This window comes from Pseudomonas sp. MPC6, from assembly GCF_006094435.1.
GTDB lineage: Bacteria > Pseudomonadota > Gammaproteobacteria > Pseudomonadales > Pseudomonadaceae > Aquipseudomonas.
In genome coordinates this window covers 1,498,345-1,517,797 of the sequence record NZ_CP034783.1, presented here as the reverse complement: position 1 = coordinate 1,517,797, position 19,453 = coordinate 1,498,345, and the positions used below count along the sequence as shown (strand labels likewise).

General features: G+C 59.9%; 19 protein-coding genes. 7 read left to right on the top strand and 12 right to left on the bottom strand.

Features of this window, described 5'->3' with window-relative positions:
• Window positions 1-105 precede the first annotated feature (105 nt).
• On the bottom strand, window positions 106-705 hold the full coding sequence (locus ELQ88_RS09055; protein WP_138964667.1) for a hypothetical protein: 600 nt from the start codon (window positions 703-705) through the stop codon (window positions 106-108).
• Window positions 706-852: 147 nt separating this feature from the next.
• Between ELQ88_RS09055 and ELQ88_RS09050 the strand changes: the two genes are divergently transcribed.
• Entirely contained in the window at window positions 853-1,644 is a 792-nt protein-coding gene (locus tag ELQ88_RS09050; protein WP_128870229.1) for a dienelactone hydrolase family protein, read from the top strand.
• 78 nt (window positions 1,645-1,722) lie between these two features.
• Window positions 1,723-2,448 carry a 4'-phosphopantetheinyl transferase superfamily protein gene (locus ELQ88_RS09045; protein ID WP_138964665.1) on the top strand — a complete coding sequence of 242 codons (726 nt, stop codon included), beginning with the start codon at window positions 1,723-1,725 and terminating at the stop codon, window positions 2,446-2,448.
• A 142-nt stretch (window positions 2,449-2,590) separates the two neighbouring features.
• On the opposite strand, the gene ELQ88_RS09040 is transcribed toward ELQ88_RS09045, so the two are convergent.
• From ELQ88_RS09040 to ELQ88_RS34070, 3 genes are all read right to left on the bottom strand, one after another.
• Complete coding sequence (locus tag ELQ88_RS09040) at window positions 2,591-4,201, bottom strand: ATP-binding protein (protein WP_138964663.1); 1,611 nt, start codon at window positions 4,199-4,201, stop codon at window positions 2,591-2,593.
• Window positions 4,198-4,911: a response regulator gene (locus ELQ88_RS09035; RefSeq protein ID WP_128870231.1), complete on the bottom strand. Its 714-nt coding sequence runs from the start codon at window positions 4,909-4,911 to the stop codon at window positions 4,198-4,200. The genes ELQ88_RS09040 and ELQ88_RS09035 overlap by 4 nt, the downstream gene beginning before the upstream one ends.
• A 379-nt stretch (window positions 4,912-5,290) precedes the next feature.
• On the bottom strand, window positions 5,291-5,455 hold the full coding sequence (locus ELQ88_RS34070) for a hypothetical protein (protein ID WP_161599951.1): 165 nt from the start codon (window positions 5,453-5,455) through the stop codon (window positions 5,291-5,293).
• Window positions 5,456-5,650: 195 nt separating this feature from the next.
• On the opposite strand from ELQ88_RS34070, the gene ELQ88_RS09030 reads away from it, so the two are divergent.
• Entirely contained in the window at window positions 5,651-8,545 is a 2,895-nt protein-coding gene (locus tag ELQ88_RS09030) for a ribonucleoside-diphosphate reductase subunit alpha (protein ID WP_138964661.1), read from the top strand.
• Window positions 8,546-8,694: 149 nt separating this feature from the next.
• Here ELQ88_RS09030 and ELQ88_RS09025 read toward each other — a convergent pair whose 3' ends face one another.
• The 6 genes from ELQ88_RS09025 to ELQ88_RS09000 form a co-directional block, all read right to left on the bottom strand.
• Complete coding sequence (locus ELQ88_RS09025; RefSeq protein ID WP_138964659.1) at window positions 8,695-10,167, bottom strand: flagellar hook protein FlgE; 1,473 nt, start codon at window positions 10,165-10,167, stop codon at window positions 8,695-8,697.
• 31 nt (window positions 10,168-10,198) lie between these two features.
• Entirely contained in the window at window positions 10,199-10,921 is a 723-nt protein-coding gene (flgD, locus tag ELQ88_RS09020; RefSeq protein WP_128870234.1) for a flagellar hook assembly protein FlgD, read from the bottom strand.
• 15 nt (window positions 10,922-10,936) lie between these two features.
• A complete protein-coding gene (gene flgC / locus ELQ88_RS09015; protein ID WP_128870235.1) occupies window positions 10,937-11,380 on the bottom strand; it encodes a flagellar basal body rod protein FlgC in 444 nt (147 codons plus the stop codon).
• Between the two features lie 3 nt (window positions 11,381-11,383).
• Window positions 11,384-11,791, bottom strand: a complete 408-nt coding sequence (flgB, locus tag ELQ88_RS09010; RefSeq protein ID WP_128870236.1) for a flagellar basal body rod protein FlgB — start codon at window positions 11,789-11,791, stop codon at window positions 11,384-11,386.
• Between the two features lie 365 nt (window positions 11,792-12,156).
• Window positions 12,157-12,984 carry a protein-glutamate O-methyltransferase CheR gene (cheR, locus tag ELQ88_RS09005; protein ID WP_128870237.1) on the bottom strand — a complete coding sequence of 276 codons (828 nt, stop codon included), beginning with the start codon at window positions 12,982-12,984 and terminating at the stop codon, window positions 12,157-12,159.
• A 46-nt stretch (window positions 12,985-13,030) separates the two neighbouring features.
• On the bottom strand, window positions 13,031-13,963 hold the full coding sequence (locus ELQ88_RS09000; protein WP_128870238.1) for a chemotaxis protein CheV: 933 nt from the start codon (window positions 13,961-13,963) through the stop codon (window positions 13,031-13,033).
• A gap of 81 nt (window positions 13,964-14,044) precedes the next feature.
• Here ELQ88_RS09000 and flgA point away from each other — a divergent pair, with 81 nt between their 5' ends.
• From flgA to ELQ88_RS08980, 4 genes are all read left to right on the top strand, one after another.
• Window positions 14,045-14,806 carry a flagellar basal body P-ring formation chaperone FlgA gene (flgA, locus tag ELQ88_RS08995; protein ID WP_138964657.1) on the top strand — a complete coding sequence of 254 codons (762 nt, stop codon included), beginning with the start codon at window positions 14,045-14,047 and terminating at the stop codon, window positions 14,804-14,806.
• A 166-nt stretch (window positions 14,807-14,972) separates the two neighbouring features.
• The gene (gene flgM / locus ELQ88_RS08990; protein ID WP_128870240.1) at window positions 14,973-15,299 is read left to right on the top strand and encodes a flagellar biosynthesis anti-sigma factor FlgM; all 327 of its coding nucleotides are present in this window, start codon (window positions 14,973-14,975) and stop codon (window positions 15,297-15,299) included.
• Window positions 15,300-15,347: 48 nt separating this feature from the next.
• Window positions 15,348-15,815: a flagellar protein FlgN gene (locus tag ELQ88_RS08985; RefSeq protein ID WP_128870241.1), complete on the top strand. Its 468-nt coding sequence runs from the start codon at window positions 15,348-15,350 to the stop codon at window positions 15,813-15,815.
• Between the two features lie 92 nt (window positions 15,816-15,907).
• Window positions 15,908-16,654, top strand: a complete 747-nt coding sequence (locus ELQ88_RS08980; protein WP_128870242.1) for a flagellar brake protein — start codon at window positions 15,908-15,910, stop codon at window positions 16,652-16,654.
• Window positions 16,655-16,718: 64 nt separating this feature from the next.
• Here ELQ88_RS08980 and ELQ88_RS08975 read toward each other — a convergent pair whose 3' ends face one another.
• Complete coding sequence (locus ELQ88_RS08975) at window positions 16,719-18,125, bottom strand: MFS transporter (protein ID WP_138964655.1); 1,407 nt, start codon at window positions 18,123-18,125, stop codon at window positions 16,719-16,721.
• A gap of 70 nt (window positions 18,126-18,195) precedes the next feature.
• Entirely contained in the window at window positions 18,196-19,437 is a 1,242-nt protein-coding gene (locus tag ELQ88_RS08970; protein WP_178084744.1) for a glutamine synthetase family protein, read from the bottom strand.
• Window positions 19,438-19,453: the final 16 nt, after the last annotated feature.

The window sequence follows — 19,453 nt, the reverse complement described above, 5'->3', positions numbered from 1 at the left end:
GCAAATCAACATCTTGAGGCGCTAACGGCGCACCCTGATGACTGACAGGGCGACGCCGGATCAGCCTCCTGGGTTGATCCGGTACCGGCCTGTCGCGAACGCTTTTTAGAAAGCGTAATTAGCGGAAACGTAGGCCTGGGAACTGCTGTTCATGCTCAGCGAACCCTGTTTGCTGCCGCTGTGGTCGCGCATCTCGGTGCCGGCATTGGTGCGCAGGTAACGGTAACCCAGTTCAACCGACGTGTTTCGCGAAAGCTGTTGCAAAACACCTGCCTGCGCACCATAGGTGTAACCGACGTTGGTATCGCGGCTGAAGCCTGTCGATTCCTGACTCGCCTTGGTCAACCCGCCCGAGACGCCGCCGAACAGCTTGGTGCTGCCACCGCCCGGGTAGAAAAGATCGTAGCTGCCCAGCAGGTTTTCCTGACGCACTTTAATGCCATTGTGCGACCCCGACACATTGTCGTAAGTGGCGTAATAGCGGCCGTGGCTGCTTTGCCGACCCAGGCGCACGCCCCAGGTATTATCCTTGTCGATTACGCCGTTGGCGTTCGGGCGATCGAGGTTGTCGCTCAAGGCGCGGGACTTTTTGACCTTGTCGCTGGTCTGTCCATAAGTAAGGCCGGCGAAAGTGTCGTCGGCGAACGCTGCCGTGCTCGCGCCCATTACGGTGAGTGCCAGAAGCAGTTTTTTGAATCCAGTCATGGGTGAAACTCCTAGTGAGTGGCATGTTGTTTGGCTACGAGGCAAGATTACCGACCCTGCCCTGAACGCCCCCTGAACACGCGCTTAACCTGAGCTGAACCAGATTCACCCAGCTGTTTCGATGATTTTCCTGCAGGAGTTCTGACCATGCGCATGCTCTTTGCTCTCTTCTTGCTGGTCGTCAGCGGGCTGACCCAGGCCGCCATCAAGACCCAGGAGATTCCTTACCAAAGTAGCGACGGCACCCGGCTGATCGGTTACTACGCCTACGACGACGCCATCAAAGGTCAGCGCCCGGGCGTGGTCGTGGTGCATGAATGGTGGGGGCTCAACGAATACACCAAGCGTCGCGCTCGGGATCTGGCCGGACTGGGCTATAGCGCCCTGGCCATCGACATGTATGGCGATGGCCAGAACACAGAACATCCGAAGGACGCCATGGCATTCATGCAGGCGGCGCTGAAAGACAGTGCTGCAGCCAGCGCGCGCTTTCAGGCCGGGCTCGACCTGTTGAAGAAACAGACGCAAACCGACCCGGAAAAAATTGCGGCGATCGGTTATTGCTTCGGTGGCGCGGTGGTGTTGAACGCGGCACGCCAGGGCTTGCCACTGGCGGGCGTGGTGAGCTTCCACGGCGCGTTGGCCACCAAAACGCCAGCGACGCCAGGCAGCGTAAAAGCCAAAATCCTCGTCGAGCATGGCGCCCTGGACAGTATGGTCACTGCGGATAACGTCGCGGCGTTCAAGGCGGAGATGGACAAGGCGGGGGCCGACTATCAATTCGTCAGCCTTGAAGGCGCCAAGCATGGGTTCAGCAATCCCGATGCGGATCGTCTCGGCCATGGTGATCATGGCGGACCGGATATCGGTTACAGCAAGGCGGCGGATGAACAGTCGTGGGCGGACATGCAGGCGTTCTTCAAGAAGATCTTTGGCTGATCAGGTAGACCGCGAATGGCTCACCGCGGTTTTGCGCCAGGACTACCCAGCACCCGGGCAACCCGGCAAAATGCCGAGATGAATCGCGCCCCTGCCCTACCCGCCTGCTGCACCCCACTTGATGCCGATTGGCCGCTACCCTTGGTGCTGCCCGATACGGTCCTGTTGGGCACTCACTTCAATACCGCACAATTGGCCAGCGATGATTTTCAACGCAGTGCCATCGAGCCGCCAGCCAGCATCCAGCGCTCGGTCGCCAAGCGCCAGGCGGAGTTTCTCGCCGGACGGGTCTGCGCTCGGGCGGCATTGCAAGCCTTGGAAGGACTGGACTTTATCCCGGCCATCGGTGAGGACCGGGCACCGCTGTGGCCGTCACATATCACGGGTTCGATCACCCACAGCACCGGCCGGGCGGCGGCGATCGTCGCGAAGAAAAGCCACTGGCGCGGGCTGGGCATGGACCTGGAAAACCTGCTTGCCCCCGACCGGGCCGAACGCCTGGCCGGCGAAATCCTGACCGCGCCGGAGTTGCAGCGCATGAACGCAGGCCGTCGGGATCAGCTGGCGCTGCTGGTGACGCTGACGTTTTCGGTGAAGGAAAGTGTGTTCAAGGCGCTGTACCCGATCGTTCGGCAGCGGTTCTATTTTGAACATGCGGAAGTGCTGGAGTGGAGCGAAAAGGGTGAAGTGCGCGTGCGATTGCTCACCGACCTGTCCAGCGAATGGCGCAATGGCACCGAGCTGGATGCGCAGTTTGCGGTGATGGATGGGCAGTTGTTGAGTCTGGTCAGTATCAAGGCCTGAAGATTTGAGGGGCCTGACAGGGCCTCTTCGCGAGCAAGCCCGCTCCCACATTGGACCTGAGGCGTACCTGGAATATGTGCCCGACACAGATCCAATGCGGGCGGGCTTGCTCGCGAAAGCGGTCGAATATTCAACAAAAATCTCAACGCTTCTCCTGATTCCTCGGCCAACTCAGGCTGAAACACGCCCCGCCCAAACGCTTGCTCTTGCTGATCAACGCGCGCCCACCATGCCAATGGATGATCCGTCGCACGATGGACAACCCCAAGCCATGCCCGCCCGACGCCCGGGTGCGGCTGTCATCGAGGCGCAGGAACGGGGTGAAGATCTTCTCCCACGACAATTCCGGCACGCCCGGCCCGTCATCCTCGACATCCACCCGACAGCGCTGCTGCCCCACTTGATAGCTGACCGTCACCCGCGATTGAGCGTGGCGCATGGCATTGCTCACCAGATTCTGCAACGCCCGGTGCAGGTAGCGCGGCTCGGCCTCGACCCAGGCGTCGTCGCAATCGGCGGCCGACAGGCACAGGCCGCGTCGCACCGTGACTTCAGCCCGCAGCGGGGCCAGTTCCTCGATCACCTGATTGACCAAGGCATCCAGGTCGATGCGCTGGAAGTTCAACGCCGGCGAGCCCTGCTCCAAGCGCGCATAAGTCAGCATCTCGTCCACCAGACGATCGAGATCCTCGATGTCATGGTCCATGCCTTCGCGGTATTTCTCCAGCGCTTGCGGGGTAGTGGCCGAACCGATCATCTCCAGGCCAAATCGCAGGCGTGCCACCGGTGTGCGCAACTCATGGGACACCGCGCGTACCAGTTCCCGCTGAATCGCCAACAACTGCTGCAAGTGCTCGGCCATGCCATTGAACGCCGACGCCAGGCGCCCTACCGAGTCCGCACCGCGCGCCGGCACCCGGGTTTCCAGGCTGCCCTTGGCGATGCGCGTGGCCGCGGCTTCCAGGCCACGCAAACGGCGCTCCAGCTGGCGCACCAATAAATAGACGATCAAACCGATCAGGCTCAAGCCTAGGGCCGCGATCAGCACCAGCCACTCCGGCGGGTAAGGATTCATCTGGTACAGCGGACCGATCTCCAAGACCCAGGGCGTACCGACCATGCCGGCGAACACTCGGATCGAATCGCCGCCCTTGCCCAGGGCCATCACCGTATCGCCCTCGGCCACTCGGCGGCTCTGGTCTTCGTCCATGTCGGCCTGGTCGACCGTGACCAGTTGCAGATCAAAGCCGAAGCCCTTCTCTTCCTTTAATTGCGCCAGACGCCGGGGCTGCTCGGCCACCGGGACACGCACCAGTTCATCCGCCAGCAGATAAATAGTCGCCCGCGCCAATTGCTCGCTGATCTGCTGCACCTCCCCCGTCAGTACAAGCTGTTCCTTGTCACTGACCAGGCGGTAAACCTTCGCCGCGTGCGGGCCGGTCTGCTCCACTAGCGCCTGACCGCGCAACACGCGGGTGCGCTGCGTGAGATCGAGGTCGGTCTGGTCGAAGGTTTTCAACGCCAGGGGAATCCCGAGCAGGCGCTCCCACACCAGCAGGGTCCGGTGGCGCTCCGTCGGTTTCATCGGCTGCAGATTGTCGGCCATCAGGGCAAACGTGCCGTGGGCCAGGCGTTCACGGTATTGCTCGCCGCGCACCTGATTGAGCAAGTGCAAGGCCAGTACGCCCAGTACCGCCACCAGAATCAACGCCGCGCACATGCCACCATAAATGCGCAGGAAGATCGAATTCACAGGGTGCAGGCCTCTGGAACGAACAAATAGCCTTTGCTGCGGATGGTCTTGATCAGCCGCGGATGCTCTGGATCGTCGCCAATCTTGGGGCGAATACGCGAGATGCGCACGTCGATGGAGCGATCCTGGCCGTCATAGCCGATGCCACGCAACGCGGTGAATATTTCTTCCCGGGACAGGATGCGCCCGGCATTGGCCACCAGCAGCCAGAGCAGGTCGAACTCGGCGCTGGTCAGCTCGATACCGTGGTCATTGAGCCAGGCTTCACGCAATGCGTTGTCCACCACCAACGGACCGAATTGCAGGCGCCGAAGCTTTTCCGGGGTGGCTTCGGGGACTTCACTGCGCCGCAGCAAGGCCTGGATGCGCGCCAGCAGCAACCGGGGGCGCACCGGTTTGCAGACATAATCGTCAGCCCCCAGGTCCAGGCCCAGAATTTGATCGGTGTCGTCGCTTCGAGCCGTGAGCATCAGGATCGGGCCATCAAAACGCTCCCGGACCTTGCGACAGATGCTCAGGCCATCCTCGCCCGGCAGCATCAGGTCGAGGATCACCAGATCCGGCTGCTCAGCGATGATGCGGGCCGCTGCCAGGGCGCCATTGCCCTCGATCGACACACGCAGACCGTTGGCCTCGAGGTATTCGCGGGTCAATTCGGCCAGACGCTGGTCGTCTTCCACAATCAATATCTGCCAGGCTTCTTGCTCCACGGTGACCTCTGCTTGCCAACAACACGAAATAAGAAAGCATCCGCCCGTCTTTTTGTAATGACCAGGGGGATAAGAATGCGTATGCAGTGGTCGATGGTATAAACGCCACTCGTCGAGAACACAAGCCGGCAAATGCGTTCGGCCATGCCGGTTTTTTGTGGTAGGGTTCGCGCCCTTAAAAATCCGACTGATCGTTTTCAAACATTGAAAATCAGTGAAAATCGGTCCGCTCCAGTGCAGTCGCGGCCTACACGCATGTTCCAACTTTCACACACAATTTACGCACAGGCTTATCCACAGGTTAGTACGTTGCAACACCCCCCAAAACGCATTATCTTGTAGCGCTGCGCGAAAAAAACCCTACATGTAGGGTTTTGCATCAAAAACCAAACACAAACCAGACACCGATTTCAAGCGCTTTTATTGCCTCTGTCCGGTTGAACCAAACGTATTTTTGGAAGACCAAACCGCGCATGCGGATGGCTACTGTTCTTGAGCCGAAAACGGCGACAACGGTACGGGTGTTGCAGTCAGTTGCTGTCACTCAAAAGGATCCCGGTTTCAGGCTCAAGGCCTGGGACCAAAATAGTTCGGCATGGAAGCGGCGCCCTGTAGCCCCTTCCTGATCTGTCCCGAAGTTGGTATGCCCGGCCCCTGGCCGGTTGTAGTGCTTCAGGACGGAACGGTGAGCACCGTGATGGTGCCCAAACAAACATAGAGAATGTGGAGACAACCCCCCATGCAAACCGACACAACTCGCGAGAACCCGCAGGGTACCTTGCCGCAGGCCGCTGATTCGACTTCGGATCTGTCCGCGACCGCGCCGGGTCAACTGCGCGTGATCAAGCGTAACGGCACTGTCGTTCCTTACACCGATGACAAGATTACCGTCGCCATCACCAAAGCGTTCCTCGCAGTTGAGGGCGGCACCGCTGCCGCTTCGTCGCGAATCCACGACACCGTGGCCCGCCTGACCGAACAGGTCACCGCGACCTTCAAGCGTCGCATGCCATCGGGCGGCACCATCCACATCGAAGAAATCCAGGACCAGGTCGAACTGGCCCTGATGCGTGCCGGCGAGCAGAAAGTGGCTCGCGACTACGTGATCTACCGCGACGGCCGCTCGAAAGAACGCGCCGCCCACGCACCGGCCGAGGCCGCGGTCGACGCTCACCCGTCGATCCGCATCACCCGCGCCGATGGCACGTTCGCACCGCTGGACATGGGCCGCCTGAATACCATCGTCACCGAAGCGTGCGAAGGCCTGGAAGAAGTCGACGGCGCCCTGATCCAGCGCGAAACCCTGAAGAACCTGTACGACGGCGTGGCCCTGACCGACGTCAACACCGCCCTGGTGATGACCGCCCGTACCCTGGTTGAACGCGAACCGAACTACTCGTTCGTGACCGCTCGCCTGTTGATGGACACCCTGCGTGCCGAAGGCCTGAACTTCCTGGAAGTCGCCGAAAGCGCGACCCACCACGAAATGGTCGACCTGTACGCCAAGGCCTTGCCTGCGTACATCGCCAAGGGTATCCAATTCGAATTGCTGAACCCGGTCCTGGCCACCTTCGACCTGGAAAAACTCGGCAAGGCGATCAACCACGAGCGCGATCAGCAGTTCACCTACCTGGGCCTGCAAACCCTGTACGACCGTTACTTCATCCACAAGGACGGTATCCGTTTCGAACTGCCGCAGATCTTCTTCATGCGCGTGGCGATGGGCCTGGCGATCGAAGAGAAGAACAAGGAAGATCGCGCGATCGAGTTCTACAACCTGTTGTCGTCCTTCGACTACATGTCCTCGACCCCGACCCTGTTCAACGCCGGCACCCTGCGTCCACAGCTGTCGAGCTGCTACCTGACCACCGTGCCGGATGACCTGTCGGGCATCTACCACGCGATCCACGACAACGCCATGTTGTCGAAATTCGCCGGTGGCCTGGGCAACGACTGGACCCCGGTGCGTGCATTGGGCTCGTACATCAAGGGCACCAACGGCAAATCCCAGGGCGTTGTTCCGTTCCTGAAAGTGGTGAACGACACCGCCGTTGCCGTCAACCAGGGTGGCAAGCGCAAAGGCGCTGTCTGTGCCTACCTGGAAACCTGGCACATGGACATCGAAGAGTTCATCGAGCTGCGCAAGAATACCGGTGATGATCGTCGTCGTACCCACGACATGAACACCGCCAACTGGATCCCTGACCTGTTCATGAAGCGCGTCTTCGATGACGGTCAGTGGACCCTGTTCTCGCCATCCGAAGTGCCGGACCTGCACGACCTGACCGGCAAGGCCTTCGAAGAGCGCTACGAGTACTACGAAGCCCTGTCCCAGTACCCGGGCAAGATCAAGCTGTTCAAGACCATCCAGGCCAAAGACCTGTGGCGCAAGATGCTGTCCATGCTGTTTGAAACCGGCCACCCATGGCTGACCTTCAAAGACCCGTGCAACCTGCGCAGCCCGCAGCAGCACGTCGGTGTGGTTCACAGCTCGAACCTGTGCACCGAGATCACCTTGAACACCAACAAGGACGAAATCGCCGTTTGCAACCTGGGTTCGATCAACCTGCCGAACCACATCACCAACGGCAAGCTGGACACCGCCAAGCTGGAACGCACCGTGAACACCGCCGTGCGCATGCTCGATAACGTGATCGACATCAACTACTACTCGGTGCCGCAAGCGAAGAACTCCAACTTCAAGCACCGTCCGGTCGGTCTGGGCATCATGGGCTTCCAGGACGCGCTGTACCTGCAGCACATTCCTTACGGTTCCGACGCTGCCGTCGAGTTCGCCGACAAGTCGATGGAAGCGGTCAGCTACTACGCGATCCAGGCGTCCTGCGACCTCGCCGATGAGCGCGGCGCCTACGAGACGTTCCAGGGTTCGCTGTGGTCCAAGGGCATCCTGCCGCTGGATTCGCAACAGATCCTGATCGAGCAACGTGGCCAGAAGTACATCGACGTTGACCTGAACGAATCCCTGGACTGGGCGCCGGTTCGTGCCCGTGTGCAGAAAGGCATTCGCAACTCCAACATCATGGCCATCGCACCGACCGCGACCATCGCCAACATCACTGGCGTATCGCAGTCGATCGAACCGACTTATCAGAACCTTTATGTGAAATCGAACCTGTCGGGCGAATTCACCGTGATCAACCCGTACCTGGTTCGCGACCTGAAGGCTCGCGGTCTGTGGGACTCGGTCATGATCAACGACCTGAAGTACTACGACGGTTCGGTGCAACAGATCGAGCGCATCCCGCAAGAACTCAAAGAGCTCTACGCGACCGCCTTCGAAGTGGACACCAAGTGGATCGTTGACGCGGCCAGCCGTCGTCAGAAGTGGATCGACCAGGCTCAATCGCTGAACCTGTACATCGCCGGCGCATCGGGCAAGAAGCTGGACGTGACCTACCGCATGGCCTGGTACCGTGGCTTGAAAACCACTTACTACCTCCGTGCCCTGGCTGCGACCAGCACCGAGAAGTCGACCATCAACACCGGCAAGCTGAACGCTGTTTCCAGCGGCGGCAACCACGGTGGCGACTCGGTCCTGGCAGCGCCAGCCGGCCCTGCTCCAGTGCCGAAGGCATGCGCCATCGACGAGCCGGATTGCGAAGCTTGCCAATAAGCTGAGCCGGTAGGCGCCGCAAGGCGCTTTACCTGAAACCCCCGATGAGCCTCCGGCTTGTCGGGGGTTTTCTTTTTGGCCCCTTTTAAATCTTCCACAAAAAAGCCCCTCTTCCGAGGGGCTCTTTGTAAAACGCTATCCGACCCACATCACGCCATCTGAATGATGGTCTGCATGATGGTGCTCTGGGTGGAGATGGTCTTGGCGTTCGCCTGGTAGTTGCTCTGGCCCTTGATCAAGTCGACCAGTTCATTGGTCAGGTTGACGTTGGACTCTTCCAGCGCGTTGGATTCGATCATCCCCAGGCTACCGCTTTGCGGCGCATCAAAGCCGGGCATGCCCGACGCATAGGATTCTTTCCAGCTGGAGCCGCCAATAGGCTGCAAACCTTGTTCGTTGGTGAAACTGGCGAGCGAGATCTGGCCGATAGCCTTGGTTTGGTAGTTGCTGAAGTTGGCCAGTAACACCCCGCTACCGTCGATGCTCAGGCTGGTGATCTGGCCGGTGGCGTAACCGTCCTGCGCAGGAATCGAACGCGCGGTATCGGCGTTGTACTGCGTCGTGATGCCCATGGCGATGGTCAAGCCCGCCGGGTTGGCGGCGGCGCCGTTGGCCTTCCAGACGCCATCGGTCACAGTGCCCGGCTTCCAGTCGGTGATCTTCAGATCGTTGCCGAGAGTCGCGGTGGGTGGAGTGGTCGGCGGGCTCACCGGAGTGCTGACCGAAACCAGCTTGCCGCTCGAATCGAACGTCATGGTCGACGGGATCGCAGGGTTGGCCATGACAGCAGGGACGGCAGGGCTGCCAGCGGTAGCAAGAACAGCGGGGGTACCAAGGTCACCAGGGATAGCAGGGTCAGGAGGGATGGCAGGGCTGCCAGTAGTAGCAGGAACAGCAGGGATCGCAGGGGTAGTAACGACAGTAGGGTCGGTGCCGTCCGGGTTGCGGCCATCGATCAGGGTGTAGGTGTCCCAGGTATTGGGGCCCGTCTTGACCATGTATTGATCCATGACGTGCTGGTTACCCTGGCTGTCGAAAACCGGGGTGCTGAATTGTTCGGTGAAGGTGGCCTGCTTGGTCGGATCGAACCTGTTGGCGGCAATTGACTGATCGATCACGCCAGCCGTGGAGTTCAGGTTGATCGTCGACGACACGGTGGTGGTGGTCTTCGGTGCCAGGTTCGACGTGTCGATACGCAGGTCGGTCAACACACCGTTGCGAATCTTGCCGTTGGCATCCACACCGTAGCCCTGCAGACGCGCAGAACCGTCGGTGTTGGTGACGTAGCCTTCCTTGTCGACCTTGAACGTACCGGCACGGGTGTAGGACAGCGAACCGCTGTCATTCAGTACGAAGAAGCCTGAACCGTTGATGCCCATGTCCAACACGTTGCCGGTGTTGTTGATGTCGCCCTGGGTGAACTGCTGGGCGACGTTGGCCAGGCGCACTCCGCTACCGACGGCCTTGCTGCCGGTACCCAGCTTGCTCGCCGAATAAACGTCCTGGAATTCGGCACGGGACGATTTGAAACCGGTGGTCGCGACGTTGGCGATGTTGTTGCCGGTCACGTCCAGTTGTTTGTTGGCTGCATAGAGACCGCTAAGGCCGATATTGAAAGACATATTCCACTCCTTTGTGCCGTGTTAGTCGGCTCTACATACCAATGGTTTGTACTTTGGACAGGGCGATGCTGCCCAGCCCGGCCAGGTTGAGCATCAACTCACCGCCGGTCTGGCTGATGGTCACGCTGTTGACGGTCGCCGGCAGATAGGTGATCAGCGCCACGGCTTGATCATCGATGCTGGTCGCAGCGGCGAAGGAGTAAGTACCCGACTCAACCGTCTTGCCTGCATCGTCCTTGCCGTCCCAGATGAAGCTGGCATTGCCGGCCGACTGACTGCCCAGGTCGATGGTGCGAACGGCTTTGCCGTCCTTGTCGGTGATTTTCAAAGTGGCTGCGGGCACTGAATCCGGGATCACCACCGTGCCGGTCATACTCTTCGACGTGTCGACCACGGCTTTGTCGCCCGGTGCGATGACCGAACGCCCCACCAGAGACGAAGCCTGCAACGCCTGGGACGAGTTGTAGTTGCTGGCAAGGCCCGTCACCGTGTCGTTAAGCGAGGTGATCCCCTCCAGGCTGCTGAACTGCGCCAATTGCGCGACGAATTCGCCGTTGTCCTGCGGCTCCAGCGGGTTCTGGTTTTTCAGCTGGGTGACCAGCAACTGCAGGAACGCATCCTTGCCCAGGGCGTTTTTGCCGGTGGCGCTGTTCGTTGCCGACGCCAGTCCGTCGGTGTTGGTATTGGTCTTGATCGAGGAGTTGGCCAGGATGTCGTTGAGGTTCAAGCCACTGGTGGTATCAATCACACTCATCTGAGTCGTCCCTTATCACTGACCCAGGGTCAGGACCTTCTGCATCATGGTCTTGGCGGTGTTCATCATTTCGGCGTTGGTCTGGAACGAACGGCTCGCGGAAATCATGTCGGCCATTTCTTCCACCACGTTGACGTTGGGGTAATACACGTAGCCCTTGGCGTCAGCCGCCGGATGGTTCGGCTCGTACCGTGCGTCCAGATCGCTCTGGTCTTCGACCACGCCCAGCACTTGCACACCCTGGCCGGCGGCGTCCTGGTTCTGGAACAATGAGTCGCCGCCGCCACTCTGGGCGCCCTGGAACATGGTGGCGAACACCGGGTGACGCGCGCGGTAGGTCTGGTCGATGCTCGACGAGACGGTCTCGGCGTTGGCGATGTTACTGGCGACGGTGTTCAAGCGAGTGGTCTGGGCACTCATGCCGCTACCGGCAATGTTGAAAACGCTGGCGAGGGACATGAATCATTCTCCACGAAGGGCTGAGATCAACCCTTTGAATTTGCTGTTGAGCAGGGTAAAGCTGGCCTGGAAGTTGACCGAGTTCTCCGCGTAGGCCGATTGCTCAAGCTGGGCGTCCACGGTGTTCTGGTCGATCGACGCCTGCATCGGCGTGCGGTACAGCAGCGACTCATCGCCATTGCCCAGGCCTTCGGCTTCGATATGACGGTTGTTGGTCATGTTCAAGGCGAAAGAGCCGCTCTTGGTCTTTTCGTTCTGCGCGGCGAGCACTGCCGAGAAGTCCAGGTCCCGCGCCTTGTAGTTCGGGGTGTCGGCGTTGGCGATGTTGTTGGCCAGAACTTCGGCACGCTTGGCGCGAAAGCCCAGGGCCTGTTCGTGGATACCGAGCGCTTTATCGAAGCTGATGCTCATGTCGGGAAACCTTCGGGTGACCTGATTTTTCGTAAGATGAGCTTAGCAAGCGTCGTGCCAATTCGAAAAAGCCCGTAAACCGGGGCTTTGCGGGCAGGGGCAAGGCGGCAATGCCAGAAAAGCGGCAACCGGTTTCCGCAGGCTGCCGCTTTTCTGCCGCTTCACACCGATTTGCGAAACACCACCATCCCCTGTAAGAGCCGGCTTGCCGGCGAAGGCGTCCGTCCAGTCGACAAATGCGTTGACTGACCCGCCGCTATCGCCGGCAAGCCGGCTCCTACACCGGACGTGGTGTCGGCGGAAAATCACTTGGCATAAAAAACGGGAGCCATTGAGGACTCCCGTTGTTTGATGCTGCCACTCAATCACTTCGCCTGGTAAATAATCCCCGGGCTGCACTGAACCATCTGGTAATGATCCGGTAAACCATTCAGTGCCTCAGAAGCACCGAGGAACAGATAACCGCCGCGCTTCAACGTGCCATGAATCCGCAACAGGATGTCCTTCTTCACCTCGGCGGAGAAGTAGATCAGCACGTTGCGGCAGAACACGATGTCGAACTTGCCCAGGCTCGCGTAGCTGTCCAGCAGGTTGAACGAGCGGAACTCCACCCGGCTCTTGATCGGTGCCTTGATGGCCCAGCGTCCCGGCTCTTTGGGGTCGAAATAACGCTGCAGGCGCTCGGGCGACAGACCGCGGCCGATGGCCAGGCTGTCGTACTCGCCGCTCTTGCAATTGGCCAGCATGATGCTGGACAGGTCGGTGGCAACGATCTGCACCCCCTGCTTCAACTGGCCCATGTTGACCCGCTCGAATTCATCGATCGACATCGACAGCGAATACGGTTCCTGACCCGACGAGCACGCCGCCGACCAGATCCGTAGACGCTGGCCAGGGGCGGCCTTGATCGCTTCGGGCAACACCTTGTTCTTCAACACTTCAAACGGATAGGTGTCACGAAACCACAGGGTTTCGTTGGTGGTCATGGCGTCCACCACCCTCTCGCGCAAACCGCTGCGCGGCTGGGTCTGGGTGCGCTGGACCAGCTCACCCAGGGACTTGATGCCTTGCTGCTCCATCAGTTTATTGAGACGGCTCGCGACCAGGTACTGCTTGTTTTCACCGAGCAAAATGCCACAGGCTTTTTCCAGGAATACCCGGAACTGTTCGAAATCCAAATTACCCGTAGACAAAGATACCGCCTCTTAAATCGTGTTGACCGCCAGGGGCAGAAGGCCCCTAGCTGATGTCTGCTGCTTTGATCCGGTCGACTACCCGGGATGCCAAGTCATCAGGACGGAATTTTGCCAGGAAGTCATCGGCACCGACTTTCTTGACCATCGCCTCATTGAACACACCCGACAACGAAGTATGCAGGATGATATGCAGCTTTTGCATGCGCGGGTCGTTGCGGATCTCGGCCGTCAGGGTGTACCCGTCCATTTCCGGCATCTCGATGTCGGAAATCATCATCAGGAACTCCTCTTCCGGCTTCTTGCCCTCCTCGACCAACTTGCGCAGGTAATTCAGCGCTTGCCGGCCGTCGTTCAACGCCACCACTTCGACACCGACCGTTTGCAGGCAACGCGAGACTTGCTTGCGCGCCACCGACGAGTCGTCGACCGTCAACACGCGCAAGGACAACGCCTTGTGCCGGGTGTCGACATCCACCACGCCGACGGAAATCGCTTCCGGTGTCGGCGCCACTTCCGCCAGCACCTTCTCGACGTCGATGATTTCGACCAGCTGATCGTCGACCCGGGTCACCGCCGTCAGGTAATGATCGCGCCCCGTGCCCTTGGGCGGCGGATGGATCTCCTCCCAGTTCATGTTGACGATGCGTTCCACCGAGCGCACCAGGAAACCCTGGGTCTTGGTGTTGTACTCCGTGATGATCACGAAGGGATTGCTTTGATCACGCAACCGACCGGAACCGGTCGCCATCGCCAGATCGAGAATCGGAATAGTCGCCCCACGAATACTCGCTACACCGCACACCACAGGATTGGACTTGGGTATCAGGGTCAGCTTGGGGCATTGCAGCACCTCACGAACCTTGAATACGTTGATCCCATACAACTGCTGGCCGTCGAGACGGAACAACAACAGCTCAAGGCGATTCTGCCCAACCAGTTGCGTGCGCTGGTTTACCGAATCCATTACACCCGCCATGCCCAGACTCCTACACCAACGCTAAGTGTGTTGCGACGCGCATTCATCACTAAACGGCACGGCGCTTGCTTTTTAACCCTTATGAACCCAGACCTGACATTTTTCCGACGCCTGACCTCCAACTGCCGCCGCTGGTGCGGCGTGCTGTCGGCCGTGTGCCTGTTCAACGCCGGCAGTCCTGCCATTGCTGACACGGTTACCTTGCCTGACATGCTTATCGGCGTCACTCAGGGCTTTCTTGAATTCACCGTCGAAGACTATCTGGCGAGCAGTCAAACGGAAGGCCGTTACGAGATCCAGGTCAACCCGCTCGACCCGCGACTGCGCATGCCGATGTGCGACAAGGAATTGACAGCCACCCTCGAGAGCCCGGCCAGGCCGCTGGGTCGGGTCACGGTCAAGGTTCGCTGCGAGGGTGCGTCCCCCTGGACAGTCTTCGTGCCCGCTCAAGTACGCCTGTTTCGCGACATCGTGACCACCAGCCGGCCCCTGCGCCGCGCGGGTATTGTCGAGCCCGAGGACGTAACGTTGCGCGAACGTGACATCAGCCTGATCAGTCAGGGTTACCTGACGTCGGTCGACCAGGCGATCGGGCAGAAACTGACCCGACCCATGGTCGCTGACCAGGTCATTACCCTGGTGAATCTGGAACAGGCTGAAGTCATCAGCAAGGGCGACCAGGTGGTGATTATCGCCCGCAGTGGTACGCTCAGCGTGCGCATGCCGGGTGAAGCACTGTCCAACGGCGGTATGCGTGAACAGATTCGAGTGAAGAATCTCAACTCCAAGCGGGTCATCAAGGCGCAAGTCATCGCGCCTGGCCAGGTGGAAGTGGCCATGTAGGGTGCTCTGTGGGGTGAAGATGTGGCGCGCCACCCGACTGTTCCCTAAACTGTGCTCCATGCAGGGCAAGCGCTGACGCGCGCAAGCTCATTGATAAGTGGGCCTAAAGTTTTCCCGGGTATGGCCGAAAACATGGCAAGCGTCCAAATACCCAGAGGTTTTTATCATGGTCATCGATTTCAGCCGATTGAACAGTTCCTCGCCACCGACGGGCATTACCCGTACCAGCGCTGCCAGGGAAACCGCCGAAGCCGGCAAATCCGCGCCGCTGAGTACCCCGGCCGAACAGGCCAGTACCGTCAAAAGCGGGGAATCGGTACACATCAGCAATGAGGCTCAACAGTTGCAGAAGGTCACTGACACGCTGCGCGATCAGCCTGCCGTCGACAAAGCCCGAGTGGCCGAGTTGAAAGCCGCGATTGCCGATGGCAGCTACAAAGTCGACAGCAACCGTGTCGCCAGCAAACTGCTCAACTTCGAAGCCCAGCGCTAGGCCACGGCCCGCGCCAGGCTTTTGGACGCTTAAAACCCAAGGCCAGCCATGCACGACACTCATCTGCTGCAATTGATCACCGACGACTTTGCTCCCGCACAACACTTGCTGCAGCTACTGCAATCCGAATCCATCGCCTTGCACGGTCGCGACATGCCGCTGCTCGAAGACATTCTGGCGCAAAAACAGGCATTGATCGTTCTGCTCGATCAACATGGCCGCAAGCGCAGTGAAATCCTCGCCAGTCTCAACCTGCCCACCAATCGCCAGGGCCTCGAGCAACTGGCCAGTCAGTCGAGCCTGGGTGAACAGTTGCTGGCGCAAAGCGATGTGCTGACCGACCTTCTGGCCCAATGCCAGGCCGCCAACCTCATCAATGGCCAGTCGATTGTGAGGCAGCAGGCCGCCACGGCCACCCAGCTGAAAATCCTCACCGGCGGCGAGCCGCCAGCGCTCTACAACGCCAGCGGATCCTTCTCCACGCTGGTGAAGCCGCGCCCGCTCAGTCAGGCGTAAGCCTGCTGCCGAGTACGCCCTATCTAGCCGCGAAACATGCTGGCAAAATACTAGCCAGTCGCAGTCATATTTTGTCCGGAGATTGATCAACCGTGTCCAATGCCTTAAATGCGGGAGATGCTCCGCAACCACCCAAGGTGCTTACCACGCCTCTGGAGATCTCCGGCAACCTGCGCCAGCTGCAAGAAAGCCATGATCCGCTGATCATCACGTTCCACGAGCGCAGCCAGCGCTTCCAGAGCTATCTGGTGGACGTCGACCGTAAACATAAAACGATCACCCTCGACGAAATGATTCCCCGCGATGGCGAGCGCTTCCTGCTGGCCGGCGAACCGTTCAAGGTCGAAGGTTTCCACGACGGCGTGCGCATTGCCTGGGACAGCAACGGCCCGCTGACCATCGATGAGTCCGTCGACAGCCGTTGCTACCGCGGCCCCCTGCCCGCTCAAGTGGTCTATCACCAGCGCCGCAACGCCTTTCGCGCAGCGTTGAAGCTGGCACAACTGGTCGACGTCAATCTGGACGGTGAAAAGCTCAGGATGCCGATCAGCGGCAAATTGCTGGACATTTCCGCCACCGGCTGCAAGTTGCGCTTCGAAGGCAACATCAGTGGCTCCCTGCAACTGGGCCAGGTGTACGACCGCTTCGCCGCTGCCCTGCCCTTTGGCAAAATGACGGCGCCGGTCGAGCTGCGCTACCTGCATTTCGAGGAAAAAATCTCCACCACCTTCGCCGGCGTACGCTTTCACAACATGAGCGGATTGGTGCAGCGTCAGGTCGAGCGGTTCGTCTATCAGCTTCAGCGCGAAGCACGGCGCTTCGACAAAGACGACTTCTGATACAACGCTCCCATGAAAACGGGCAGCCCCTTGCGGTGACTGCCCGTTTTTTTATGCTCGGGTGTTAAGGCCGGGCTTCGGTAAAGCTTTTCTGACGGCCCAGGTCATCGTCATCGTCAGCGTCATCGGCGGACGCATCGGTTTCGGTTTCGGTTTCGGTTTCGGTTTCGGGCTCAGGCTCAGGCGCGGGGTCTGGCTCAGGTTCGACCGGACTCTGCATCTGTTCCTGCACCACCTGCTCATCGACCCGCGGATCAAGGCAAGCCACCAGCGGTGAACTCGACATACTGTCCGGCATGGCGACGTGATGCAGCGGCGCATCGTCCACCTGGTGCAGATTGGTGACCGCTTTCGGGCGAATCCGCCAGACCAGCACCAACGCGAAGAAACTGAAGAAGGCATACAGCATCTGGCTGCCGAACAGCTTCATCAGCACCCCCGCCACCAGCGGCCCGATACTGGCCCCGACGCCATAGGTCACCAGCAGCATCGCCGTCAGGGACACCCGACGATCACCCTCGACATGGTCGTTGGAGAACGCCACCGCCAACGGATACAGACAGAACTGCACCAACGAGCAGAGGAAACCGGCAATGAACAACACCTCCAGCGGCACCTGTTTCATGATCGCCAGCGGCAATGCGGCCAGTGCCAGGCTGAAGGCAAAACAGCGGATCAACAGCGCCCGGTCATAACGATCGGACAGCCAACCCAGCGGCCACTGCACCAGCAATCCGGCGAAAATGCAGCTACCCATGAACAAACCGACTTGCTCCGTGGACAAGCCTTGCTGCGAGGCGTACAGCGGCGCCAGGCCGTAGAACGAACCGACGATCAACCCCGCCCCCAGCACCGTGCTCAACGATTGCGGCACGCGCTTGATGAAGAACCGTGGCTCCATCGGCGCCGGGTGCAATGCTGCCGGGTGAATCCGCTGCGTCAGGGTCACCGGCACCAGGCACAGCGCGAAGCACAGGGCGACCAGCATCAGCAGTTCCAGCCCCAGCCCCGGGTGCATGACCAGAATCAGCTGGCCCAACACCAACCCCAGGTAGGACGCGATCATGTAGCCGCTGAACACGATGCCCCGCTGCTTGGCTTCCGCCTGCTCGTTGAGCCAGCTTTCGATGACCATGTACTGGCACATCATGCCAAGGCCGACGATGACCCGCAGAAACAGCCACGCGGGCAGCCAGTCCACCAAGCCATGGCCAAGCACCGCCGCACCGACGATCCCGGCACACGCCGAATAGGCTCGAATATGCCCGACCCGGGCAATCAGCCGATGGCCGATCTTGCCACCCAGCACCAGGCCGAAATAGTTGGCTGCCATCAACGCACCGACCCACAGGCTGTCGACGTGATCGGCCGCCAGGCGCAAGGCCAGGTAAGTACTTAACAAGCCCGAGCCGATCAACATCATCAGCGAGGCGAAATAAAGCGCTCGAAAAGGTTTCCAGATTTGGCGCATCGGCGTTCCGAGCGGCTCCTTGCAGTGAGTAACGGGCTACCCGAAAAGATAGCCCGGTGTCGACGGATCGTCAGGCCTGGGCCGCTAAAACACGCCGCTCCCAGGGAGTTATTTCATCAAGGAAGCTGGTCAATTCCAGGGTCTTCGAAGCGACGTAGCCTTCGATGAATTCCTCGCCAAACAGTTCCATTGCCAATTGACTACGAGTCAGACGCTCGAGAGCGGCATGCAAGGTACACGGTAATGAAAGATTATCCGGCACCTCGAATTCGCCCTGGATCGCCTCGCTCGGCTCCAGTCGATTTTCGATGCCATATAACCCCGCCGCCAGGCTCGCGGCAATAGCCAGATACGGATTGGCATCAGCGCCCGGCAAACGGTTCTCGACCCGACGGGCAAGGGGCGAACTGGCGGGAATGCGCAAACCTGCCGCACGGTTGTCGTGGGACCAGCAGGCATTGTTCGGTGAGGCGAACGGATGGTACAAGCGCTGGTAGGAGTTCACATTCGGCGCGAACAACGCGGTGAAATCCGCCATGCCCGCCTGCTGGCCGGCAATGAAGTGACGGAAGGTCGCGGTCGGCTCACCGCTCTCGTCGCTGAACACGTTCCGCCCGGTGCCGATCTCGACGATGCTCTGGTGAATGTGCATCGAACTGCCCGGCGTGTGCGCCAGCGGCTTGGCCATGCAGACCACGGTCAAGCCATGCTTGAGCGCGACTTCCTTGAGCAGGTGTTTGAACAGGAACGTCTGGTCGGCCAACAGCAACGGATCGCCGTGCAGCAGGTTGATCTCGAACTGGCTGACGCCCATCTCGTGCATGAAGGTATCGCGCGGCAAGCCCAAGGCCGCCATGCATTCATAGACTTCGCTGAAGAACGGCCGCAAGCCATTGTTGGAACTGACGCTGAAGGCCGAATGACCATCCTCGCGACGACCGTCCAGGCCTACCGGTGGCTGGAAGGGTCGAGTCGGGGCGGTATTGGGCGCGAAGACAAAAAACTCGACCTCGGTCGCCACCACCGGTGCCAGGCCGAGGGCGGAGTAACGCGCGATGACGGCCTTGAGCTGGCCGCGGGTCGACAGATTTGACCTGCCGCCGGTCAACTCATCCGCATCACAGATGGCCAAGGCTCGCGGTTGCTTGCTCCAGGGCAAACGGTGGATCTGCGCAGGATCGGGGACCAACGCCAGGTCGCTGTCATCGCTGCCGTAGAAACGCGCTGGCGGATATCCGCCCATGATGCATTGCAGCAGCACCCCTCGTGCCATCTGCAAACGTCGCCCTTCGAGAAAGCCTTCGGCGGTCATTACCTTTCCACGGGGT